The organism is Spirosoma gilvum, assembly GCF_054776815.1.
The window spans coordinates 793209-813723 of sequence record NZ_BAAHBH010000001.1; the positions used below are offsets into that span (position 1 = coordinate 793209).

20 protein-coding genes are annotated in these 20515 nt (G+C 49.0%); 16 read left to right on the plus strand and 4 right to left on the minus strand.

Annotated features, from left to right (window positions below; translation table 11 throughout):
• Window positions 1-122 precede the first annotated feature (122 nt).
• The 15 genes from ACYVFD_RS03210 (at window position 123) to ACYVFD_RS03280 (ending at window position 17142) form a co-directional block, all read left to right on the plus strand.
• Window positions 123-1304 (plus strand): helix-turn-helix domain-containing protein, encoded by a 1182-nt coding sequence (locus ACYVFD_RS03210; protein ID WP_461088309.1) that lies wholly within the window; start codon window positions 123-125, stop codon window positions 1302-1304.
• Window positions 1305-1620: 316 nt separating this feature from the next.
• Window positions 1621-2379, plus strand: a complete 759-nt coding sequence (gene truA / locus ACYVFD_RS03215; RefSeq protein WP_461088310.1) for a tRNA pseudouridine(38-40) synthase TruA — start codon at window positions 1621-1623, stop codon at window positions 2377-2379.
• 124 nt (window positions 2380-2503) lie between these two features.
• Window positions 2504-3109 (plus strand): nucleotidyltransferase family protein, encoded by a 606-nt coding sequence (locus ACYVFD_RS03220; protein WP_461088311.1) that lies wholly within the window; start codon window positions 2504-2506, stop codon window positions 3107-3109.
• Window positions 3110-3202: 93 nt separating this feature from the next.
• Window positions 3203-3781 carry a DinB family protein gene (locus ACYVFD_RS03225; protein ID WP_461088312.1) on the plus strand — a complete coding sequence of 193 codons (579 nt, stop codon included), beginning with the start codon at window positions 3203-3205 and terminating at the stop codon, window positions 3779-3781.
• A gap of 219 nt (window positions 3782-4000) precedes the next feature.
• Window positions 4001-4444, plus strand: a complete 444-nt coding sequence (locus tag ACYVFD_RS03230; RefSeq protein WP_461088313.1) for a type II toxin-antitoxin system VapC family toxin — start codon at window positions 4001-4003, stop codon at window positions 4442-4444.
• Window positions 4445-4467: 23 nt separating this feature from the next.
• A complete protein-coding gene (locus tag ACYVFD_RS03235; RefSeq protein WP_461088314.1) occupies window positions 4468-6789 on the plus strand; it encodes a glycoside hydrolase family 65 protein in 2322 nt (773 codons plus the stop codon).
• Window positions 6790-7072: 283 nt separating this feature from the next.
• On the plus strand, window positions 7073-8404 hold the full coding sequence (locus ACYVFD_RS03240; RefSeq protein ID WP_461088315.1) for a sensor histidine kinase: 1332 nt from the start codon (window positions 7073-7075) through the stop codon (window positions 8402-8404).
• 281 nt (window positions 8405-8685) lie between these two features.
• The gene (locus ACYVFD_RS03245; protein WP_461088316.1) at window positions 8686-10614 is read left to right on the plus strand and encodes a tetratricopeptide repeat-containing sensor histidine kinase; all 1929 of its coding nucleotides are present in this window, start codon (window positions 8686-8688) and stop codon (window positions 10612-10614) included.
• 37 nt (window positions 10615-10651) lie between these two features.
• Window positions 10652-11290, plus strand: coding sequence for a response regulator transcription factor (locus tag ACYVFD_RS03250; protein WP_461088317.1), 639 nt, complete (start codon window positions 10652-10654; stop codon window positions 11288-11290).
• Between the two features lie 178 nt (window positions 11291-11468).
• On the plus strand, window positions 11469-11918 hold the full coding sequence (locus ACYVFD_RS03255) for a hypothetical protein (RefSeq protein ID WP_461088318.1): 450 nt from the start codon (window positions 11469-11471) through the stop codon (window positions 11916-11918).
• A 7-nt stretch (window positions 11919-11925) separates the two neighbouring features.
• A complete protein-coding gene (locus tag ACYVFD_RS03260) occupies window positions 11926-12465 on the plus strand; it encodes a hypothetical protein (protein ID WP_461088319.1) in 540 nt (179 codons plus the stop codon).
• Window positions 12466-12644: 179 nt separating this feature from the next.
• Complete coding sequence (locus tag ACYVFD_RS03265; RefSeq protein WP_461088320.1) at window positions 12645-12992, plus strand: hypothetical protein; 348 nt, start codon at window positions 12645-12647, stop codon at window positions 12990-12992.
• A 57-nt stretch (window positions 12993-13049) separates the two neighbouring features.
• Window positions 13050-14093 carry a hypothetical protein gene (locus ACYVFD_RS03270; protein ID WP_461088321.1) on the plus strand — a complete coding sequence of 348 codons (1044 nt, stop codon included), beginning with the start codon at window positions 13050-13052 and terminating at the stop codon, window positions 14091-14093.
• A complete protein-coding gene (locus tag ACYVFD_RS03275) occupies window positions 14056-16497 on the plus strand; it encodes a hypothetical protein (protein WP_461088322.1) in 2442 nt (813 codons plus the stop codon). The genes ACYVFD_RS03270 and ACYVFD_RS03275 overlap by 38 nt, the downstream gene beginning before the upstream one ends.
• 18 nt (window positions 16498-16515) lie before the next feature.
• The gene (locus ACYVFD_RS03280) at window positions 16516-17142 is read left to right on the plus strand and encodes a class I SAM-dependent methyltransferase (protein ID WP_461088323.1); all 627 of its coding nucleotides are present in this window, start codon (window positions 16516-16518) and stop codon (window positions 17140-17142) included.
• A gap of 18 nt (window positions 17143-17160) precedes the next feature.
• Here ACYVFD_RS03280 and ACYVFD_RS03285 read toward each other — a convergent pair whose 3' ends face one another.
• The 4 genes from ACYVFD_RS03285 to ACYVFD_RS03300 are packed head-to-tail and all read right to left on the minus strand — an operon-like array spanning window position 17161 to window position 19919.
• Entirely contained in the window at window positions 17161-17892 is a 732-nt protein-coding gene (locus ACYVFD_RS03285) for a hypothetical protein (RefSeq protein WP_461088324.1), read from the minus strand.
• Window positions 17893-17915: 23 nt separating this feature from the next.
• Window positions 17916-19001, minus strand: a complete 1086-nt coding sequence (locus tag ACYVFD_RS03290; RefSeq protein WP_461088325.1) for an AMP-binding protein — start codon at window positions 18999-19001, stop codon at window positions 17916-17918.
• A gap of 12 nt (window positions 19002-19013) precedes the next feature.
• On the minus strand, window positions 19014-19436 hold the full coding sequence (locus tag ACYVFD_RS03295; RefSeq protein ID WP_461088326.1) for a ribosomal maturation YjgA family protein: 423 nt from the start codon (window positions 19434-19436) through the stop codon (window positions 19014-19016).
• 15 nt (window positions 19437-19451) lie between these two features.
• The gene (locus ACYVFD_RS03300; protein ID WP_461088327.1) at window positions 19452-19919 is read right to left on the minus strand and encodes a QcrA and Rieske domain-containing protein; all 468 of its coding nucleotides are present in this window, start codon (window positions 19917-19919) and stop codon (window positions 19452-19454) included.
• 121 nt (window positions 19920-20040) lie between these two features.
• On the opposite strand from ACYVFD_RS03300, the gene ACYVFD_RS03305 reads away from it, so the two are divergent.
• Window positions 20041-20505 (plus strand): DUF2452 domain-containing protein, encoded by a 465-nt coding sequence (locus ACYVFD_RS03305; protein WP_461088328.1) that lies wholly within the window; start codon window positions 20041-20043, stop codon window positions 20503-20505.
• Window positions 20506-20515: the final 10 nt, after the last annotated feature.

The window sequence follows — 20515 nt, forward strand, 5'->3', positions numbered from 1 at the left end:
GTCCACCGTAAACTGAAAACCGTAAACCGAATACTTTTTACGATAAAAATACAAAATAATGGTTGATATGGATTTACAGGATGAATCGTTTATCTTAGCTGAAACTTTATCACCAATATTGGATGTCGCTCGTTAGTGATAATATCCGCTACCTGCGCAAGCTCAATGGGTTGACGCAGGAGCAATTCTCTCGAAAAATTAATATAAAGCGTTCGCTACTTGGAGCTTATGAGGAGGGCCGTGCCAATCCGAATCAGCAGAACATGCAGGCGATTGCCAAAGCGTTCAACACAACCGTTGAGTTATTGACGCGGCAGGACCTGCGGAAAATTCGCGAAACCCCGAATCTAAGTATCCCGCTTGGGCAAGCTTCAAAACCAATAGATTCACGGTCCTCGTCTATTCGTACCGACGGAAAGCTTGACGCGGACGAAAACGACCCATTTCAACATCCCGATTTCCCGGATATTTTTGCCCAGCCGTCACCATCGATCCCCGAGCCACAACCTTTATCGTCGGTACTGAACAAGTATTACAAAACCCAGGAAGAATCCCGCCGACCAACCGAGCATCCTATACCGGGACCGCCCGTGATTACGTCGCCAATTCGGCCAGAACAGTCACGCCAGCCAGCCTCGTTTCAGTCGGTGCAGCCGAGTGTTCGGCCTATCAATCAGCCAGTCCAACCGGCTGTCGATGAACTCTTTGGTCAGTCTTCGATTCCAAGGTCAACGATGCCTGCTCCCCGACAGGAGGAGCCGCTGACATTCAATAACGTATATAAGGACTCGTTTGGATCGGTACCCGCTTCGGGTGGATCACAGTCGGTAGCTCCCAGTATTCCGGTGGTCATGCAGCGGCTCTTTGGTGAGTATAGACAACGACATCAGCAACCCGATTTCCTGTATCGATTGCCAGCTATGCAACTGCCCACCTTGCCCGAAGGCCATTACCGCGCGTTTGAGGCAGGAGATGATTTCGTATTTCCGGGGGCGCTGCTTGTCGGTCGGTTTATCCGGAATTGGTTCGATATTTCCGATGGAAAGCAGTATGTACTCTTGGTTGCCTCGGCGGGGTCGGGGATCTGTTGTCGACGTGTGTATAATCAGGTAAAAATAAAAGGGACTTTATTGCTAACTGCCGACCGGGCCGATATTCCGAATCTTGAAATTGCCTTAAAGGAAGTACTGGAGGTTTGGGAGGTTTGTGCTTTTGTGAGTCAGACCATGCCCCCGCTTCCGCCCAATATGGATCGGCTTCGGCAACTCATCGAAGAGATGCGATTTGAAGTGGAAAGACTGTAATCTGTTTAAGGTTTCAGGTTGGCTGGCGCAAAACTTATTGATGCGCCAGCCAACCTGAAACCTTAAACTTGAAACAATAAAATAGAACTCTATCTACCGATTAGTCGTTGGGGAGTATACCAACGTGGTCACCTGCTTTTAAAGGTAAAAGTTGCTGTTCTCGATACGAATACGTAATCAACAAGCCTGCTCAATCAGTTTAGTTCGTATCGCTTTTTCGCCCCTTCCTCTAAGAATGGGGCTTTGGACACTGGTTTTTCCGGGTACCAAAGCCCCTGCTGTTCAGATACGCGGATAAGACCGTATTTTTGCGGCTATGCGTTATTTTCTTCAATTGGCTTATCGAGGAACCAACTACCACGGCTGGCAGCGTCAGCCGAATGGACTGAGTGTTCAGGAAGTACTCGAAACAGCCCTTTCGACCGTATTACGTCAATCCATAACCATTGTGGGCAGCGGCCGAACCGATGCGGGTGTACATGCCCGTGAGCAATTTGCCCATTTCGAAACCGAAGCTTCACTTCCCGCGCATTTGTTACGTTCGTTGAACAGCCTGATTCCACCCGATATTGCTGTCTATGACTGCTTTCCCGTACGAGCCGACGATCACACTCGTTATACAGCTACCTTTCGCTATTATCAATACCAGATTATCCGGCGGAAAGACCCGTTCATGGAAGGACTTGCTTATGTGTTTACGCCGTCACTGGCTGTAGAGCAGATGAACGAAGCAGCCTCTCTTTTTCTGAATCATACTGATTTTGAAAGTTTTAGTAAAGTGAAAACCGACGTTCGAACGTTCCATTGTCAGATCTATTGGGCCTATTGGGAGCAAAAACCGACTGGCGATTTAGTGTTTCACATCCGGGCAAATCGATTTCTGCATGGTATGGTACGGGCTATAGTTGGCACATTGCTGGCTGTAGGGCAAGGGCGACTCTCCGTGGCTGATGTTGAGCGAATCATCCTGGCTCGTGATCGCAGACAGGCCGGGCGAGCGGCTCCGGCCGAAGGGCTGGCCCTTGTACAGGTAGGGTACCCGATAGAGGTGTTTACTAATAAAAGTAGTGAGTAGTTAGGAGCGAGGAGTGAGAATAGCTGACGCATATTTTCTCTTGTTGCGTCAGCTATTCTCACTCCTCGCTCCTAACTACTCACTACTTTTTCCTACATTCGTCTTGAAGCAAAAACAACGTCTCTTGAGAATAGGAACAATCATATTAGCTGCGGGCGACTCTTCCCGTATGGGTGGTGATCCCAAACAATTGTTGATTTACAAAGGGCAAACCCTCATCCGACGGATTACCGAAAGTGCTTTAGCCCTGCAACGTGGCCCAGTGGTGGTCGTGCTTGGGGCCAATCGCGAACAAATTATACCAGAGCTGACAGGATTGCCTGTCACACTTATCGATAATCCTGGCTGGGCTTCCGGTCAGGCATCTTCATTGAAAACAGGACTGGCGGCACTCTACCTGACACATAAAGATATAGATGGTCTATTGGTACTTCATACCGATCAGCCATTGGTGTCGCTTGGGCTATTACTGCATATGCTTGAGGTGCGAAACGAGTTGGACAAAGGGATTATCGCCTGTCGATACGGAACACAGATCGGAGTACCCGCTATCTTCCATCGTGATTATATCACGGAACTACTTCAGTTAGACGGCGATAAAAGCCTGCAATGGATCATTGTCCGTCACCGGGACGATTGTGCCGAAGTGCCATTTGAAGCGGGCTCGATCGATTTGAATACCAAACGGGATGTTGAGTTATTTCAACAGGCACATATGGAAGCACACTAGGTTTGACTAAACACAGAGACACAACGGGCTCCAAGTTTTATAGATATATTGCGAGTCGGTCTCTGTGTTTCTGGTATTTCTGCGTTTAACTATATGCAAAAACTTACAACGGCTCATGATCTCCAACGGCGAGTTTCGGCGATTCTGCAAACGGTAGAACAGGAGTTTGGTTCGCTGACCGACGGGCAACTTCGCTGGAAACCGGCCCCCGACCGCTGGAGTATTGTCGAGTGTTTACAGCACCTGAATCTGGCCGAACGATTCTACATTCGAAATATTCAGCATAAAGTCGATAAGTTGGGTTTAGTCCAGACCGTAGCAACGGACCAGGTGTTGCAAAGCGATTGGGTAGGAAAAGCGCTGCTGTTTGCGGTAGATCCACAAGGGAAAGTTAAACTACCCGCACCCGGCATGATTCGTCCCCGATCGGCCCCCGACCTAAATCCGGCTGATGTGCTGAGTCAATTTATGGATCTACAAACGCTGCTGCGCGACTTGTTGGATAAAGCGGTTTATCTCGACTGGAATCAGGACAAAGTTATGACGCTGTTTGGTAACTGGATCAAGATTCGGCTGGGCGACGCGTTTCTGATGTTGGTGGCCCATACCGAGCGGCATCTAAAGCAAGCTCTGCGAGTTAAAGCAGAATTGGGTACTTTTGCTCAGTCTTAATGAATAACTGGTTATGAGCCTTAAAGAACAAGTATCTTCTCAGCTGAATCAACTGTCAGAAGCGGAACTGGCGAAGGTGTCACAGTATATTATAGAATTGCAAGGGCAATTGCCCCCGCGCCGGACCAAGAACAACGCATATTTAACTGTGCGAAAGGCATTGGAAGACGTTAGCGGTTCTATTAGCCAGTCTACCATTGTCGAACGTGAAGATAGAATATGATCTATTTTTTTGATTCCTCAGCGTTAGTTAAATACTATACAAACGAAAAAGGAACTGAGCAGGTAACCGCTATTATTCAGGACCCTGATACCTACATATTTATTTCGCAATTGGCTTGTATTGAAATCAAAAGTTCGCTGGCTACCAAATGCCGTACAAGTCAAATTGACCATCAAGAATGGCTAAATGCCATGCAGGCATTTGAGGAATCCTTAACTAATTTTTACATTGAACCGATTAGTAGAGAGGTTTGTCGGTCGGCTGAACAGTTGATTCAGACATTTGCTGTTCGACATTCGCTACGTACATTGGATTCTATTCAATTGGCAACTTTCCAACAGCTTCCGTATCCGACTGTGATTCTGGCTAGTGCTGATGAACGAATGAACGGGTTAGCTCGTGAACTAGGCTACATTACCTGGAACCCGAATACCCTGTAAAAAATATATAACCTATGATTTGAATGAAACAGTATTTGACCCAAGACCCCTGGAACATTGTTGAAGAAGGTTTTCACCGTGACTATAACGAAATTACCGAAAGCCTGATGTCACTCGGCAATGGCCGGTTAGGGCAGCGGGGAAACTTTGAAGAAAAATTTACCGGCAAAACCCTTCAGGGCAACTACGTGGCCGGCGTGTATTATCCCGACAAAACCCGCGTAGGCTGGTGGAAAAACGGCTATCCCGAGTACTTCGCCAAAGTCCTGAACGCGGCCAACTGGATTGGCATCGACATCGATATTGAATACGAAACGCTCGATCTGGCACATTGTGAGGTGCGCGATTTTCGGCGGGTGCTGAATATGCAGGAAGGTTTTCTGGAGCGTTCGTTTATCGCCCGGCTGAAAAGCGGCAAGGAAGTACAGGTCATTGCCAAACGATTCTGTTCGATTGTCGACGACGAATCGGGAGCCATTCGCTATGCTATCAAACCCCTGAACTTCGACGCCAAAATTACCATAACTCCCTATATCGACGGCGACATCCGCAACCGTGACGCCAACTACGACGAAACCTTCTGGGATGAAGTACGGAAGGAAACGGGCTATGGCGAAGCATACATCGAACTGCGGACGCGCAAAACGGGCTTTCACGTCGCTACGGGAATGTGCGTTGAGATCGAGCAGGATGGCGTTCGGGTTGATTATCAATCCCAGCCGATCAAGTATGAAAAGTATGTGGCCAATCGGATTACGCTCGACTGTCGGCAAGGGCAGGAAACAGTTATTTATAAATTCGGAGTCAATCTGTCGTCGCTGAATTACGACTCCGATACCATTATCAAAGAGGCCCGGCACTATATCCAGCGAATTACGCGTAAAGGCTTCGATAAAATGCTCTTTGAGCAGAAGCAGGCCTGGGCCGATAAGTGGAAAATGGCCGACATTGTTATTGAAGGCGACATTGCCGCTCAGCAAGGTATTCGGTTCAATATTTTTCAGTTGAATCAGACCTATACGGGCGAAGACGAACGGTTGAATATTGGCCCCAAAGGCTTTACGGGCGAAAAATACGGCGGTTCGACCTATTGGGATACCGAAGCGTACTGTTTGCCTTTCTACCTCGCCACCTCCGATCAGAAAGTAGCCAGAAACCTGCTGGTATATCGGTATAAGCAGCTTGGGAAAGCCATCGAAAACGCGCAGAAATTAGGTTTCCGGGCGGGTGCAGCTCTGTATCCGATGGTGACGATGAACGGTGAAGAATGCCATAACGAATGGGAAATTACGTTCGAAGAAATTCACCGGAACGGGGCCATTGCCTACGCCATCTACGATTACGTTCGGTACACGGGCGATGAGCAGTATCTGGTCGATTATGGGCTGGAGGTTCTTATTGCCATCAGTCGGTTCTGGAGCCAGCGCGTCAACTGGTCGAAGGCGAAGGAAAAGTACGTGATGCTGGGTGTGACGGGCCCTAATGAGTATGAAAACAACGTCAATAACAACTGGTACACTAATTACATAGCCGCCTGGACACTCCGCTATACCTCCGAATCGGTAGCTAAAGTTAAGGAACTGGACCCCGCAAAATATGCCGAACTGATCGACCGGATTCATTTCCGTGAAGAGAAAGAACTGGCCACCGCCCGGCAGATCATCGATAACATGTACCTGCCAGCCGATGAATCAATGGGTGTGTTTTTGCAACAGGAAGGTTTCCTGGATAAAGACCTGATGCCGGTTTCGGACATTCCGAAAGGGCAGCGGCCCATTAATCAGAACTGGTCGTGGGATCGAATTCTGCGATCGTGTTTCATCAAACAGGCCGATGTGTTGCAGGGAATTTACTTCTTTGAAGACGAGTTCAATACGGATACACTCCGACGTAACTTTGAGTTTTACGAACCCATGACGGTTCATGAGTCGTCGCTATCACCCTGTGTACACAGCATCTTAGCCTCGAAACTAGGTCTCAAAAAGAAGGCCTACGAAATGTACCTCCGCACCGCCCGGCTCGACCTTGATGACTATAATAACGATACCGAAGATGGCTGCCACATTACCAGCATGGCCGGAACCTGGCTGGCCGTGGTGAAAGGCTTTGGCGGATTGCGGGTCGAAAACCAGCAGTTGGTGTTGAATCCCTCTTGCCCCGATAACTGGACGGCCTTCTCATTTAAGATCCGGTTCCGGAATGCACTCCTGGAAGTAACAACTACTCAGACCGACACTACGGTTCACAACTATTCTGGGGAGCCAGTAACCCTCCGTCTGTTTGGGAAAGAGGTCGTGGTGAAACCCGAAAGCAAAAAAACGGTGGGTAGTAAAGTTGAGGCATAACCAATCTGATCTTAATACAGTTACTAAATTGGAGTGGGCTTTTTATGCCGTTCAGGCGTAGAAAGCCCACATTTTTTATAGATGGCATATGAACAAAGGTTGTGTGTTCTGTATGGCAGTGATCGGTAAATTTGCCCGGTTACTGCTTAAAGACTGAATGACGGTTCATATCCACTTTATGATGCTTCATAGGGACGAACTGCCGGTTCATTCGGTAAATGGTTGACGGATTTTACTGAAAATGACCATCTTAAGCGCTTTTACCTAACTGAGATCGTACTTCATGACGTTTACCACCTGGAATCTGCTGTTTACGGGAATGGTCAGCTCGATTTTAATGCTGAACATCGTGCAGTGGGGCATTTACCGCGAGCGTCTCTATGGCCTTTACACGCTGTATATGCTGGCCTGGTTGGTGTACTTTAGTTTGAGGGTGGCCGAGATTTACCATTACGTATCAAACAGCACCTGGTATTTTGTGCGAGTGGCCGCGCCTATGTTTGCCTATTTCGTCTACTTCGATTTTGCCAATGCGCTGATTCAGATTCGGGACCGGTTGCCGGTGTTGTTTCGCTGGTTTACGGCCGCCAAAGGGCTCATTCTGGCCTATGTCGTCTTAATGGCGGCTTTGTGTTTCGTCGTTGATGAGTGGTATCCGACCCTTTACGATGTTGCCCATACGTCGATGCGACTCTTCATGATTGGCCTGGCGGGATATGGCGTCTGGCGCATCTACCGACTAAATGGTGTTGTGCCGAAGTATGTAGCCCTCGGGTCTGGATTTATTTTGATAGGCGGAGCCGCTTCGATGGTATTGACGGCGGTGGGGCTTAAGCTGAAAGAGCCTGATTCGTTTCTGGATGCACCCCTGACCTATTTTGAATTTGGGATACTGGCCGAACTGATCTGCTTCACCCTGATTTTAGGCTATCGACAGCGTCGGGCGGCTATAAAAAGTGCCATAGTAGAGCAACGCCTGGCCCGCGAGCGGGAGCTTTTACAACGACAGCGGCTTGAGTCAGAGCTAACAACCGAAAAGCTTCAGCAACAGATGTCGGCCGTGCAGATGATGGCCTTACAGTCGCAGCTCAACCCCCATTTTTTATTTAACAGCCTCAATACGCTGTCGTCGCTCATTGCCGATGATCCGAAACAGGCTGAGCGGTTTGTCGATGAAATGTCGAGCGTGTATCGGTATCTGCTACGTAACAATGGCAGTGAGTTGACCACCCTGCAAACCGAACTAGGCTTTGTAGAGTCGTATTACCATCTGCTTAAAACCCGCTATGGCGCTGGCATAAATCTGGATAAAACTGTTGATGACCGCTTTTTACAGTATAGGCTTCCGCCCTTGACACTTCAGCTGCTGCTCGAAAATGCGGTAAAGCATAACATCGTTTCGGCCGAACAGCCGTTGTCGATTCAGTTGGATACTAATCCAGATGGCTGGTTACGTGTACGGAATACACTCCAGCGAAAATCAACGAACCGGGTCAACTCGACGCAGAAAGGCCTATTAAACATCCTGTCGAAATACCAGCTGCTGGGTCAGGAAACCCCAGTTGTAGAGGAAACCGAAACCGATTTCGTCGTTGCCCTGCCCTTGATTAAGTAAACGGATGCATCGACGTTATGTCTGAGTCTACTGTGGGTTCGGTTACTTTTAACCGACCCTGTGGGGTGGTTCGCCACTGCGATTCTCAAAACCTATTGCACCGTTCGGTTTTGAGAAACCTCACAGGGTCAGATGCTCACATCTGACACCACACGCTCCAATTGCCATTTGCAGATAGATGATGACTGACCAAGTCGATTATCTTTGTTAATCAATGCACCTGTTCAGCGGCTATGTTTACTCGTTTCTATCTTTGTCTGCCATTATTGGGAGTATTGGTTATGGTTGCTATAGCAAGCGTTGCTCAGTCTGTTCCCAATCCGACCGATACCAGTTACGTAATGGCTTTGTTGAAAAAAGGAGAGGCTGTCGAAACCAGCCAACCTACCACAGCATTGACCTATTACCAGAAAGCCTTTGCCTTCTCGAAGAAAATAAATTTTACCAAAGGTTACTTTGAGAGTATCCGACTACTGGCTTATCAACTCAATAATCTGGGGCGACACGAAGAAGCCCGGAAAATTGCCCTGGCAGCTGTACAGAAAGCGAAACAGGATACGTCAAAACGGCACCTGGGGCTTAGTTATTTTGCCGTAGCCAATACAGCGCTACACATGGGCCGATACCAGGAGGCTATCCCTAACTACCAACAGGCCGCCACTTATATGCGCCAACTTGGGAGCCTGCGTACTATATCGGCCATTTATCAAAACCTTGGATTAATTTATAAACACCAGAAAATGTATCAGCAATCGCTCGACTACTATGGTAGAGCCCTGGCAATTGATACGACCTGGACGAAGGAACCTGCCGACCGTCGGGCGATTGCCGGCGATTATTTCAATATGGGTGTGGTATATAGTGACCTGGGCAAAAACCGAGAGATGCTCTCTTATTATCGAAAGGCCAGACAATGGATTGACCCTAAAACCGACATCGATTTTATGGTCAATCTCTATAATAACCTGGGTTTTGAGTACACCCTTGCGAAGCGATATGATTCGGCCCTGTATTACCGACGCGAATCGCTCAGGCTAAGCCGAGTTCTAAACAATCCTCGTCATGAACTCCATCAGCTCATGTCGCTGGCTCAGACGCTTAACCAGACGGGCGATTATCGCCAGGCTAAAAAAATGCTTGATCAGGCGAATGCACTTGCCGAAAAAACCAAACCTGGCTTAACCGAGCTGGATAATATTTACCGCGAATACTTACTGGCCAGTTATGGTCTTAAGGATTATAAAGCGTCGGTAGAGTGGATGGATAAGCTCATGGGTATTAAGGACTCGCTGACTACCAAAGAAACGAAAGTGTTATTAGAAGAATATGAAGTGAAACTCAAACAGGCAGAAGCGCGACAGCAGTTGGCCGAAAAACAACGTCACATCGATCTGTTACAGGAAAAACAGGCGCGTCAGAATTTATGGCTTCTTATTGTTGGACTGCTTGTCGTTGGCATTATCGGCGCGTTGGGGTTCGCTTACCTGTATACCCGCCAGCGCCAACAGTCAGCTCATAATGCCTTGCTGGCGGCTCAGCGTGAGCGCGAACTGGCCGTGGTGCAGTCGGAATTGCAGGGGCAGCAGAAGGAACGATTACGAATTTCGAAAGAGATGCACGACGATCTGGGGGCTTCCCTGACAGCGATTGGGTTACTGAGTGAGGTAGTGAAAAGTCGGATGGGGCCAAACACCACGCCCGAAATTGAAAAGATTTCGAGCATATCGGCTGAGATGGTAACGGCCATGAACGAGATCATCTGGTCGCTGAACACCAAAAACGACAGCCTGAACGGCCTGATCGCCTACACCCGGTCGTATGCCAGCGAATTTATCGACAATACACCCCTTATTCTGAAAACGGATGTTCACGAATCACCCCAGGAGATTGCCATGCGAGGGACTGACCGCCGGAACGTGTTTCTGACGGTGAAAGAAGCGCTCAACAACGTGGTCAAACACGCGCAGGCTACACGGGTGACGCTGATAATGCGCCCGGAAACAGACCAACTAGTAATTGAGGTAGCCGACAACGGGCATGGATTTACACCTTCTGAAAGGTCGTCTTTGCGGAATGGACTGGGAAATATGCAGAATCGTATGGCCGAATCGGGCGGAACGTGCGAAATTATTTCGACTTCGGCGGGTACACACGTAAAAATTACATATCCATACCCACCTGTCGCTATGGACAAAATACTACAAACGTAGTATAGCATTGAATTGAAAAAACGGTCAATATTGCTGGATGAAAACCCCCATTACGGTTGCCATCGTTGAAGACAAAGAGCCAATCCGTCAATCGCTAGCCATTCTGGTCGACGGAGCCGATGGATTTGCTTGTCAGGCTACCTTCGAAACGGCCGAAGCGGCACTGGCGTATCTACCGGGTCATTGCGTGGATGTTGTGCTGATGGACATCGATCTGCCGGGCATGAACGGTATCGACTGTGTACGACACCTCAAAGCCCTGTGTACCCAAACGCAGTTTATGATGTGTACCATGTACGACGAGGACGAAACCGTGTTCGAAGCCCTCAAAGCGGGCGCTAACTCCTATATTCTGAAGCGTAGCCCACCCCACAAACTGCTCGAAGCCATTCAGGAACTATACGAAGGTGGATCACCCATGAGCAGCACCATTGCTCGTAAAATCGCTGTTTCCTTTCATGTAAGCCCCACGGCTACCAGCGAACTGGACGTACTGACCCCTCGCGAACGCGAAATTCTGGATCGACTGTCGAAAGGTCATAGTCATAAAGAAGTTGCCGAAGAGTTATTCGTTAGCCCAACGACCGTTCGCAAACACATCTTCAACATCTACGAAAAGCTCCAGGTCCACTCCAAAGTGGAAGCCGTGAATAAGTACCTAGGGAGAAGACAATGATTGAATTATTGAATGATAGAATGATTGAATAGACGGAAAGAGAGCTTATTCAATCATTCTATCATTCAATAATTCAATCATTAAAATCATACAAATGCGGTATTGATGGGCCTTGGTTGGGTGGATAGTTTTGCCTCGGTGATTGACGGTAATCGCCAATGTAAAACAGCCAAGCATCATGAAAACGCTCATTCTTTTCGTAGGATTCGTATTGATTTTCAGCGCCTGTAAAAAAGGGGATAACGACGTAAATCCGCGGAAACCCGCCGAAGCCGTTGCGGGCTCGTATAAACTAACTTCTTTCTACTACGCAGCCGGTACCGACGAGATCGACCTGCCCAAACTCCCATACTCGCAAGGCGGACAAACCATTTCGGGTACAGTACGACTGACCGCTACCGACGACGATCATGTTACGATGACCCTCACGCTCAAAGCCACTGGTCAGCAGGATGCGTCTATTGATATTGATAATGTTGAAGTGCAGAAATCCAGCGAAGCGTATGGCCTCTATGTCGATGGCGAGCTGGTGGCCGATGCCGACGGTGGTTCGATTATCTTCAACCTGTCGGAAACGGACGCACAATCGGGTGAATCACTGGCCTTAAAGTTCAACGCGTCCAAATAGATCGGCCATGAAACCCAGCATCATACGCATTGCTTTTTTGGTACTGGCCGTTATGGCTCTGCATACCTCGGTCCGGGCTCAGGGCCGCAACCGGATACTATTCATCGGTACGCCCGTGGCAGTTGGCGTAGGCCGATACAATGGAACGGGTTTCCAGACAGGCCTGGATATTCGCTATCAGCAGCCGTTGGGAGCCAACTTTGCCATCACGGGGAAGACCGGTATGGAGTACTTTCTGGTAAAAGGTCGCTACAAGGACTATTATCGGTATTACTACAATACGGCTTCCGGCATCTCCATCCCCATCACGGTGGGTCCACGCTTTTACATCATCGACGGTTTACATGCAGGGCTCAACTTTGGTGTCGATATTGGGGTCAGTCAACTGGCGACTACTGCCTTTCGGTTTGAGCCCATGTTCGGCTATGCGATACGATTGGCTAATGGAAGTTATGTGGATGTAGGAACTAGTTTCATTACCAGTTTCAGTCAGGGGAGTGGGGCATTTTCTTTCAATTTCGCTTATGGATTGAATTTCGGTCGTTAAGTGGTGTTGCTGATCTGTCCAACATCCCGAACAGGTAAAGCTGTTCGGGATGTTGGCTTTTCTGTAAGTGGTTTGGTTTTCTGGACCAACTATTCAGGCAGGATTACCAGATACTAAATGGGTATGGCCGATACCACTCTTGTCCACCTATTTTTGCTGCCTAACAGATACAATGACCAATGGAAGAAGTTTTTTCACCCGATCAGCGCTACAAAGTGAGTTTTGCCAGTAATGAAATTCGCATGAGCCACTGGATTGATCAACCTTATTTAATCCGAGTGAGTGATGATGTCACGTTGTTTAAGCTTGATTATTTGTGGTCTGGTGATGATGTGAAATGGCTAGACTCCTCGACGGTTACGATGCACCTTCGGCTTTATCCCGGTTTATTATCCTGCGAGGTTACGCTGGATATCGAGAAAAATCAGGGTTGGGTAAAAGGGCAGGCAGGCGCCATGATGGGTACATTAGAAGAAGTTCAGCGCTGGATCAATACCCTCGAAAATCCATCTAAATTATATCGGTAAATTATCAATAGAACCGCACCGGGTGCGGTTCTATTCTTACTTGTTCATTTGCGTTAAATGGGTAAACGGAAACGATTTTTTGGCAATATATACTTCCTGGCCGGGGTAGGTTTGTTTCTGTTTTCCTGCCAGCCTGCCGACTCGCCAAAACAACTTACACCCGCGTTTTATCACTGGAAGGCAACCTACAATCCGACCGCATCTGAACTTGACCTGCTCAGGAAAGTACAGGTTAAAACACTGTATCTGCACCTGTTCGATGTGGATTGGGATGCGAAAACCCGGCAGGCGGTTCCTAAAGCGTTGATCCGGTTTCGGCAAAAACCGATGGGTCATATCGTACCGGTTGTGTTCATCACCAATCGGACGTTGCTGAACCTGACATCGGCGAGTTTACCCGAACTGGCTACACATATTTCCGAAACCATTCGGCAAATCAGCCAACAGCAGGCTATTGGTTTTCAGGAAGTCCAGTTTGACTGCGACTGGAGCACCCGTACCCGCGATCGCTATTTCCGGCTGCTGAAGCTGTTGAGCACTCAACTTCGTTGCCCGCTCTCGGCTACCATTCGGCTTCATCAAATCAAGTACACCGACCAGACGGGAATACCACCCGTAAGTCGGGGCATGCTGATGCTGTATAACTTGGCCGACTGGAAACGGGCTGATACACGCAATTCCATTTATGATGCCGAAGTAGCGAACCAGTATTTGTCGTACGTAGCCACTTACCCGTTACCGCTCGACCTGGTCCTGCCTCTGATTCGCTGGACAGTCGTATATCGAAACAATCGCTTTCTGACGTTTCTGAATAACATAGACCGAAAGGCGCTGATAGACAGCCGTTTTCTGGCAATACAGGCCGACACTAACCGTTTTGTAGCGAACCGCGATACGTTAGCTTTTGGGTTTTCTATTCGACGGGGCGACTTGTTCCGGGCCGAAGCCGTTTCGGCTGACGTGTTAATGACTGAAAAAAATAGAGTGCTTCATCAGATTAGCAACCCGACCGTTACATTTACATTATACCACCTAGATTCTACCGTTCTATCGGCTTATTCCCGTGAAACCATCCAAACCCTCCTCCATTCGATTCCGTAAGATTGCCCTGTCTGTTGCTGTACTGCTGGGTTTTGCCTGTGGCCCTTCCTTCGACCCCAACGAGTTCATGAGCTTTTTTCAACCCGAATCGGCAACGATGCTGCCGAGTGATCGGGGATTTGTCTTCTCTCCACAACTTTATGCCGATACCGAATGGGGAGTGTACCCGGAAGACACGATTGTCGTCGATGAGAATGTAAAAGCCTGGGCCGAATATGCTGGGGGGGGATTGTCCGAAACGGAAGTCAGTAAGGCATTGTATAGCGAAGAGGCTGAAGCCGTTACAAAGCTCACCTCGGCGTTAGAGCGGACCAAAGCCCCGGCTGTATCGTATCTGAAATTTGCCTGGTCGGCCGACGATGGACAGGCAAATCCATGGTCGGCTGATGCAACTCCCGTAGATAGCGCCAGACTACCGCAACTGCTGGAGGAAGCAAAATCCACTTACAAGACCACCAATGATGCTTTTTTGAAAGAACGGTATGCGTTTCAGGCAGTAAAGCTGGCTTGTGAACTGGCCGACTACAAACAGGCGTCAAACTTGTATGACCAGCTTGTCAAGCCGTTGCCTAAAAAGACGTTCATGAGCGACTGGGCGTTGTGTCGCCGGGCGGGGGCATCGTTGGCATTGGGCGATACGTCGCTGGCGATTTATGAATTTGCGCAGGTATTTGATCGGTGTCCATCGCGCCGGAGAGCGGCCGAAACGAGTCTGCGGAAATACGGCATCAAGTTCCACGACGAAGCGCTGCAGTACGCCAAAACCGATGGGGAGCGGGCTGCCGTTTATGCCTTATGCGCCATTCAACCCGGTCAGGACGCCCTCGAATTGCTTAAAGCGTTGGTCCATCTGGCACCTAAAAACCCGCTGGTCGAGCTGGTGATGGCGCGGGAAATCAACCGGAACGAATATTATTTCTTTATCGATGGGCCGGAATACATGAGCAGTACGATGAGTATGGAGCCCGATTCAGTTGGATTCGTTGGTCGTAAGGCAGAGTCGGTTACGTACTTCGATAAGCTTCGGTCGTTTGCCCTCGAATCAGCGGAAAGCAAAGAACTTGGCGATGGGGCTTTCTGGTACACAGCGGCTGCCTACCTGGACTACATCGGAAAAGACTATAAAGAGTCACAAACGCATCTGGATCAGGCAGCTCAGCTACCGACCAACAATCCGAACCTGAAAAAGCAGATTGCGTTACAACGTATGTTGCTGCTGGCCGCTCAAACCTCAGCCATGACGCCCGAAGTAGAGAATCAACTCATTGGGTATCTGGAAGAGTTTGATACGACTCAGAGCTTTCGGCTAAATAATGCGTTTGTCGCTACCTGCAAACAGTTTGCGTCAATTTACCAGCAGAAACAAGAAACTAAAACTGGATGGTTTTCCAGTTGTTCGCGTTCGAAAACATCTGATGTAGACGGCCCGAGTCAGGCGAAAGCCTACCTGCTAACCATGTTGACGACTCAGGGCAATGGCGATTTTTCGAGCATCGGCGACCCTATTGCCATTGAAGATTCGATTCCGTCAATCACCGTTCAGCAGACACTTGTCTACGCCAACCAGAAAAGCTTAACGGACTTTGACAAACGACTGCTGAAGCTGTCGGGCCTAACCAATGATTACCTGAATCTGCTGCTGGGGCGACGGCTGATGATGGAACACCACTACGCTGAAGCGGCCGACGTATTTGCCAAAATTGACCCGAAAACCTGGGAGAACGATGCCTTTAATACCTTCTTTACCCGAAATCCATTTGCTGTAAAAATGCCTCGCTTGCAAGGGAAAGGTATGAGCTTCCCCGCTGAGTCTGAGGAAAATGCCTATACTCCTGTGACGTTTGCCCGGCGGATGGCCGAGTTGGAACAGCAGGCTAAAGGTGCTTCGGGCGACAAAGCGGCTGAATTGTATTATCAGTTAGGCTGCGGGGCCTGGAATATGAGTTGGTACGGTAATGCCTGGCTGGTAACGAAATCGTTCTGGAGTGGGGGAGAGCCGCCAGTTTACAACACGCCAACCGATCCGACAGCAAAGCAAAAGCGATTCGATGAGTTGATGAATACGGACTATTATACAACAACTACGGCCCGTACTTATTTCGAAAAATCGGCTAAATCGGCCAAAACGCCTGCGTTGGCTGATCGGTCGGCTTATATGGCAGCTCGGTGCGAAGCCAATGCGTTCTCCTTGCAGAAGTCCATCGAGCAGGTTCGAAACGGGTATGTATATGAAGAAGATTCAACCTTTGTCAAAAATATGCTGGCTCTCCGTAAAACGAAATACGCCCAGTATTACAAAGACTTTTTCAACAATCACACCCGTAGTCCGTTCAATCAGGAAATGATTCGCGAATGCGCGATGTACAAAGACTTCCTGTCGTTTGGTGAGGAGATGGAAAAATAATTAACCAATAAACCTAGAGTGGGTGGAAACTTCAATGCAATAGCACCGATTTACGATGCACTGGCTTTTATGGTGTTTGGTCGTACACTACAGCAGGCGCAACTGATCTGGTTAAACCGAATTCCGACAGGGGCTACCATTCTGATAGTTGGTGGAGGAACGGGCTGGTTGCTCCAACAAGTGTTGACCCGTTGCCAGCCCAGGCAAGTGGTGTATCTGGAAACATCGTCTCAAATGCTTGCCCGTGCCAGTCGGCGGATTTTAGATCAGTCGGTCATGGGCTCTGTGGAATTTCGGCTGGGCGATGAAACCAGCCTGACCGAAAACGATCAGTTCGATGTGATCATGACCCCTTTTGTGCTCGACCTCTTTACGGCATCATTTCTGCAAACGACGTTTGTCCCTCGGCTGTATCGCGTGTTGAAACCCGGCGGATTTTGGCTCGTTACCGACTTTGTGTCCACTGTTCGTTGGTGGCAGCAGGCATTACTCTGGCTGATGATCCGATTTTTTCGGGTGGCAGCCGGTATCCAGATCCGACAGTTAGCCAACTGGCAGCTGGTGCTGGCTAAAACGGGCTTAGCATTGCGTGAACAAAAACACCGCTTCCAAGGGATGGTGGCTTCGGAAGTCTGGACTCGATAGATTCAGGAATTTTATTGCCTACAAGTTGCCGAATAGCTTGGTTAGGGCAGGTATCGAATGAACATCGTACCACTCCTCACCGCCCAGATTTAGCCAGCGCCCGTCCCGTTTTGGGCGTTTGGTCAGCGCTTCAACCGTTGAGAAATCATGATTGTACACTTTACTCATAACCTGTTGCAAAGTCGTCCAGGGGAGGGTACGTGTGCCTTCACGTCGCTGCTGTAGGCTGCGAAGGGTTACCTGTCGTTCGGCGAAGGAGCCCGTCAGATAGAGTTCTGTGTCGCCCTGGCGGCTGTTCAGGTCGAGGTAAGTTAGTTCAAACGGGCGTTCCTTTCCGGTAAGTTCGTAGGTGGCCTGCATCAATTCCTGTACCAGATAATGCCAATCGTCGTTGTTGCTGGGCTGACCTTGCCGGATGTTGTTAGTTTCGATGGTCATGTTCCAGAAATCATCGTCTTCGTCCAGAGCATCTTCCTCCAGAGGCTGTAATTCTGTTTTGCGAATCAGGTTCGTCAGGGTATCCAGCCAGGTTTTAGGCAACTGACCTTTCCAGCTAAAATCGTCATTGCGGGTATAACCTTCTGCCTCTAACTCATCATCATCAATATCGTCGCGATCAGGATAGGTGACGACGAGTTCGACCTGTAGGGAATTAGTGCCGACTGGACGGGCTGTCAGCGTGTAAAAATAGGCATATGGGGCAGGCAGCGAACGAGCCGTCTGAAAACGAATCTGGAGGTGTTTAAACATAGGCGTTGGTAGAAAACCAGCCATTAGGAGGCCGATTGTTCAAGATACTTGGCGACGGTTGCCCGACGGTCAATTTTACCCGTAGCGGTTTCGACAAATTTAGGGACAATAATGACATCTTTTGGAACGGCATACCGACCAATCTGCTGACGGATGCTGGCCCTTGCCACTTCCCAGGCTCGTGAAAATGGCTCAGACGGAATCGCATCGGCTTGTTCGACTACGGCCACTACCCGCTGCCCCAGTTGTTCGTCGGTCTGTCCAACTACGATAACCCTGTTCAGAAAGCCATTGTCACTCAGTACATGACTAATAATTTTCTCTACTGATTCGGGTTGCACTTTTACCCCCCCCGTGTTGATAATGGTATCGGCCCGGCCCAGCAGGCGAAAATGCTGGCTGTCGAGTAGTTCGACGACATCGTTGGTTTGAACCCGCTCAAAATTAGTGGCCGCCGACGTGATGTGCAGACAATCTCGTTCGTCGGTGCCAAGTGTTACTCCGTCAAGGGCCGTAAAACTGTCCGTTGAATCGGGGCCATTGAGCCGCCGAAGGGCAATGTGCGAAACTGTTTCGGTCATGCCATAGGTGGCAAAAACAGGGGACGTAATACGTTGCAACGCCTTCTCTAACGCTGGACTGGTAGCCGCTCCACCAATTAGAATGGCTTTCATGCCGTTGAGGATTGGAAGTTTCTCGGGCGATGTGTCCAGGATCGTTTGCAGTTGCAGCGGGACCAAAGCGGTAAAGACAAAGTGGTTGTTGGTTGGGTCAAATTGTTCTAATGGATTGCTGGTGGGTTCGATAATGGTCATGGGTAGCCCTAGTTCCAGGCCGCGTACCAGCATCATTGTTCCAGCTACATACTGAATATTCAGGCAAACTAGTGCTGGATCACCTGCCTGTAGGCCAAGCGTTTGCCCGGTTAAATGAGCACTCGCCTGCATTTGCGCCCGTGTAAGCCGAATGGGTTTAGGGATGCCGGTTGAGCCGGATGTTTTCAGGGTAAATTCCTGCTGACCACTTTGCCAGGCCTGACAAAAAGCCAATGTCTCGGATTCATAGAGTGTATTGGGCGAAGGCCATTGTCCAGATGATGGAATAAACATGGAATAAGAACACTAATGGGTACGAGTTGACTGTACCGGCTTATGTTGGTGATTTGTAGAATAAGTAGGTAACAGCAGATGTTCGGCAAGGGCGCCGACTCCGATACCCACCGCATAACAGATCAGATCGCTCCAGATAAACGTAAACCCTAAAACTAAACCACCCAGCCGCGTAGCGCGTAGGTGATCGATCCAGGGCGCGTGATACAATTGACTAAATTCAATACCTGCCGAGAAAAAGAAGGCTACCAAGGCAAGCCTGCCTGTCGACCAGTGACGGAACAGAATTCCGAATCCCAAAAATACCATCAGCGCCCATAAGGCATCGCCAACGTAATTTTTAACGAACGAACTATGGCTCATATATGCCCTGGATGCCAGTCCAGCTCCGACGATACAAATCGTCAATAACCCATAAATAACCCGATTTCGCACTAGCTGAATGGTCGCTTAATTATGAACCCGTATGGTACCAGCCGAGAGGTTAGGCTCCACAGTGTACTGCGTGAGCGGAACGACTGCCGGACCCGCAATCACGCTGCCATTGGTGGCGAAGCGGGAGAGGTGTAGTGGGCAATAGAACTGATTTTCAACGGATTTATAGACAAGCTGCGTGTTCTGGTGAGTACAGTTGGCCGATACGGCTACATACTGTCCGTCTTTCGTTTGGGCGACAATTACCCCGTTAGCGATCACGTAGCCACCCTTAACGGTCAGATTTTCGTTGATTTTATCGTCCAGTCGTAGGGTAAAGTCAACTTTTTGAGTCGGGGTGGGGGGAGGGTTCCCATCCGCCTGGTCACTACACCCGATCATACAACGTTTGAGCAGTATGGTGCCAATGCTGATACCCACCAGCCGAAAAAACTCCTGACGATGCATAGTTGACTGATCTGAGGGCAGAAACGTAGTATCCATAACGGTTTTGGTGTACTTTTGTGGCAATATGCCGAAATCATCGGCGTAAATATGCGTTATTTTTTGTCATTCAACGACAGCGAACAAAGACGTTTGCCGGGCGGTTACCCAATTAACAAATATGGAAGAAGCGAAAGTTTTCATCAATCCGATTTCGCCGGATAAAGTTGCCGAGTCACCGGGACTGCTGGCGTATGCACACTCAGTCGGTGGGGCTATTATTCGCCCTGAAGACAAGGGTAAAATCACAGGGCGGGCCGTAGCGGCCATGCGCGAACAAACCGACATGCAGCTCAGTCAACTGTATAAACAGATGCAGTTGCTGGCCGAGCAGGCTACGGCTATACGAAATCGCGTCGAAATATCGGAGCGCATTTATGCCGCGCACATGAGTTTCGAACCGGTAGTGGGACACACGTACTATTTCTATCAGCGTAAAAATGGCACAGACCTCCTCTCGATGGTAGGGCCAACCGAATGGGGACGAAAATTCCCGTTTGAGCGTTGCCTCGCCACCGTCCGTATGATGGCCGATCATACCTGGGATGTGCAGTATCATGAAACAGAATTTTCAATGAGTGAATGATAGAATGATA